At 39.3% G+C, this 3,518-nt stretch carries 4 protein-coding genes; all 4 read right to left on the reverse strand.

Translation table 11 applies throughout. From position 1 onward, the window contains the following. Positions 1-152: 152 nt before the first annotated feature. Positions 153-854 (reverse strand): hypothetical protein, encoded by a 702-nt coding sequence (locus tag ACGH6R_RS11085; RefSeq protein ID WP_411599830.1) that lies wholly within the window; start codon positions 852-854, stop codon positions 153-155. A 12-nt stretch (positions 855-866) separates the two neighbouring features. Continuing rightward, positions 867-1,406 carry a hypothetical protein gene (locus ACGH6R_RS11090; RefSeq protein ID WP_411599831.1) on the reverse strand — a complete coding sequence of 180 codons (540 nt, stop codon included), beginning with the start codon at positions 1,404-1,406 and terminating at the stop codon, positions 867-869. Between the two features lie 7 nt (positions 1,407-1,413). Further along, positions 1,414-2,115 carry a hypothetical protein gene (locus tag ACGH6R_RS11095; protein WP_411599832.1) on the reverse strand — a complete coding sequence of 234 codons (702 nt, stop codon included), beginning with the start codon at positions 2,113-2,115 and terminating at the stop codon, positions 1,414-1,416. A 12-nt stretch (positions 2,116-2,127) separates the two neighbouring features. After that, a partial coding sequence (locus tag ACGH6R_RS11100; protein ID WP_411599833.1) for a hypothetical protein occupies positions 2,128-3,518 on the reverse strand: 1,391 nt, incomplete at its 5' end.

Raw genomic sequence — 3,518 nt, forward strand, 5'->3', positions numbered from 1 at the left:
CCATTACTTAACACCAAGGCTTTTTTATTCGCTTCATTAACTAATTCGGGATTAAAACTTTCTTCCTTCGGATTTTCGATATCTTCTATTTTGTTTTTTTCTTGGTGATTCATTTTTACCGTGCTAATTACATCTCAGTCCGTATACAAACATTACTCTTCTTTGATTTCTTTATTAAAATCCGATGCCCATTTATATGTACCGCTGACACCATTCATGGTTGTTAATTTTCCATTACCAGACACACTATAACTGTGAATTCCGGGAACTGGCTCCCCATTGACTTGTTCTTTAAAATATCGAAATCGTTTATATATTTGTGGGTCTTTGACCCAATCTGGTACATTTTCAAGGTGATAAGTAAAATAGACATCCCGCACCGTGCCCCCCCCCACCCCGTTAATGGTGTCGTTTGTGCGGGTGATTTTGTCCACCACCACCCGACCAAAACAAAAGTTGGTATTACCAAATGTCCAGTCAACGTATTTTCGCCCTAAATCGGTCAGGTCGTAGCGATACGTCGCTCTGCCGTCAACTTCGCCAGCAAACTCTTCCGTAAAAAAACCTATTCCGGCAAACAGATGCAAACTACCATTTTTTAATCGGTTGAAATTGGCTTTTTGTGTTTCAGGCGAATAAGGCAAATCTTGTCCTTGCATATAATAGGTAGTATACGGGTACATGGATTGTGTCACTCTGCCCACCATCATACATTTTGCTTTATCGCCTGTTGGATTATTGTAATCGTAAACTTTTTGAATCTTTTCTTTATACGGATAAGTATCGCATCCGGTTAACAGTAAACTGCTGACCGTAAATATTAAAAGTGTGGTTATATTTGTTTTAATTTGCATGGTGTTATCCTGTTAATCTTTTATATAGTGGTAGGACAGTAAGTACGGCGTGCGCTCTTTTACTGGTTTTGGGGTGTTCGGGTCGCTGCTGCTGTCATCGCTTTGACTTTGGTCTGCACTCTCATCTTGCTTGCCTTCTGGCCAGTAGTTGACCTTGATAGTCACGTCATGCTTCCCCTCGATTTCGCCTAAGCTCCATTTAATTAAAAACAACCCAATCTTTGGTGCTTCGGACTCATCGCTTTTGTTTGATTGTGTGTTATCGGTCGTCGTTGGCATCGGTTGATTATGGGATATCGCCATTAACTGATTCCATAATGACTTTTCTTCAGGGGCTTCTACTTTAGCTTTATCAAAATCGTAAACTTCACCTTTACCAACCGCATTATCCGTTCTTGGGGTAAAAAAACTGGAAGGGGTAACGGTTGAAATTTCTAAAAACTTTTCTCCATATCCAATATTTAACTCCACCGGAGTTCGCTCAGGATAGGTTAACGATTTAATCGTTATTTTCCCTTCAAATACGGATTTTTCACCATTTAAAACTAACAATGTTTAATTACTCTTCTTTGATTTCTTTATTAAAATCCCATGCCCATTTGTATCTACCACTTTCGCCGGTCATGGTTGTTAATTTTCCGTTACTTGACACGCTATAACTATGCCACCCTTCAAATGGTTCACCATTGACTTGTTCTTTAAAATATCCAAAACGTTTATATATTTGTGGATCTTTCACCCAATCCGGCACATTTTCAAGGTGATAAGTAAAATAGACATCCCGCACCGTGCCCCCCCCCACCCCGTTAATGGTGTCGTTTGTGCGGGTGATTTTGTCCACCACCACCCGACCAAAACAAAAGTTGGTTTCACCAAATGACCAGTCAACGTATTTTCGCCCTAAATCGGTCAGGTCGTAACGGTACGTCGCTCTGCCGTCAACTTCGCCTGCATATTCTTCTGTAAAGAAACCTATCCCTGCAAACAGGTGCAAACTGTCATTTTTTAATCGATTATTAAATGCTTTTCTTGTTTCTTGTGCAAATGGCAAATCCTGCCCTTTCATATAGTAGGTGGTATAGGGGTACATGGATTTTGTCACGCTACCCACCATCATACATTTTGCTTTATCGCCTGTTGGGTTATTGTAATCGTAAACTTTTTGAATCTTTTCTTTATATGGATAAGTATCGCACCCGGTTAACAGTAAACTACTGAAAGTGAATATTAAAAGTGTGGTTATGCTTGTTTTAATTTGCATGGTGATTTCCTGTTAATCTTTTATATAGTGGTAGGACAGTAAGTACGGCGTGCGCTCTTTGGTTTGTTTTGGGGTGTTCGGGTCATCGTTTTGACCTTGATCGGCACTCTCATCCTGCTTGCCTTCTGGCCAGTAGTTGACCTTGATAGTGACGTCATGCTTCCCTTCGATTTCACCTAAGCTCCATTTAATTAAATACAGACCAATTTTTGGCGCTTCTGACTCATCGCTTTTGTCTGACTGTGTGTTATCGGTCGTCGTTGGCATCGGTTGATTATGGGATATCGCCATTAACTGATTCCATAATGACTTTTCTTCAGGGGCTTCTACTTTAGCTTTATCAAAATCGTAAACTTCACCTTTACCAACCGCATTATCCGTTCTTGGGGTAAAAAAACTGGAAGGGGTAACGGTTGAAATTTCTAAAAACTTTTCTCCATATCCAATATTTAACTCCACCGGAGTTCGCTCAGGATAGGTTAACGATTTAATCGTTATTTTCCCTTCAAATACGGATTTATCACGATTAAAATCCGGCAAATTCAACGTCAGTATCGGATTAAATTTGTCAACGACATAATGGCTTGTCACCACATTAATGTAACTAATTTGTTCATAAAGATTACATTTATTCGATTCTAAAAGACAACGCCCTTTTCTGATCGCTAAATAGTAATCCTGATCCGACAGTAACATACATTTTGGCGTCGGTAAGTAATACGGTGGGTATTTGGATTCACGAAAGTCAAAGTTGCCCAGCATACAGCGGTTTAGCCATTTACTGAATTCATCCCAGTCATCGCCGTTATCGTATAAGATCATACTGGCAATAAGTGCCCCTAGCGAAATTATGGCTAACAAAATTTGACCATAAAATGGAATAAGATTCAACCAACCTACAACACTACAGATCAGCGTCAAGATACTGGTTATCATTAATGCTGTTGAACCGGTATTGCCTTCACCACAACTTTTGAATGCTTGAAACACCCCTATAAAACTGTCTATTATATTGAGGATAGAACCCACCGTACCCAGAGTCTTTAACGTCTTTGAGAACATTGTCATTCTTGATGTTCGTTGTGCAAATAACGATGGCGTCTTTGCCAGCAAAAGCTTAAATAGCTTTGTCCCATGTAATAATACCTCAATGGTCGTTACACCTATTATCGCATAACTTGTAAATATGCGAAATTTCATTACTGTTCTTAAGTGAGGATCCTTTATATTGTCAATCTGCTTATTCAGACCATTTATATTTGCTAATTGAAAATACAAACTGATACCGCTCAGTACCAGACTTTTTGATGTGTCAAAAACTTCCAAGTATTGTTTTTGTCTTGGTATCACGTCTGATAAATATTTCACTTCATCTGCATCAAGTGTGATCCCATTGACCTCGA

This window comes from Gilliamella sp. CG13, assembly GCF_046635805.1.
Classification (GTDB): Bacteria; Pseudomonadota; Gammaproteobacteria; order Enterobacterales; family Orbaceae; genus Gilliamella; species Gilliamella apicola_I.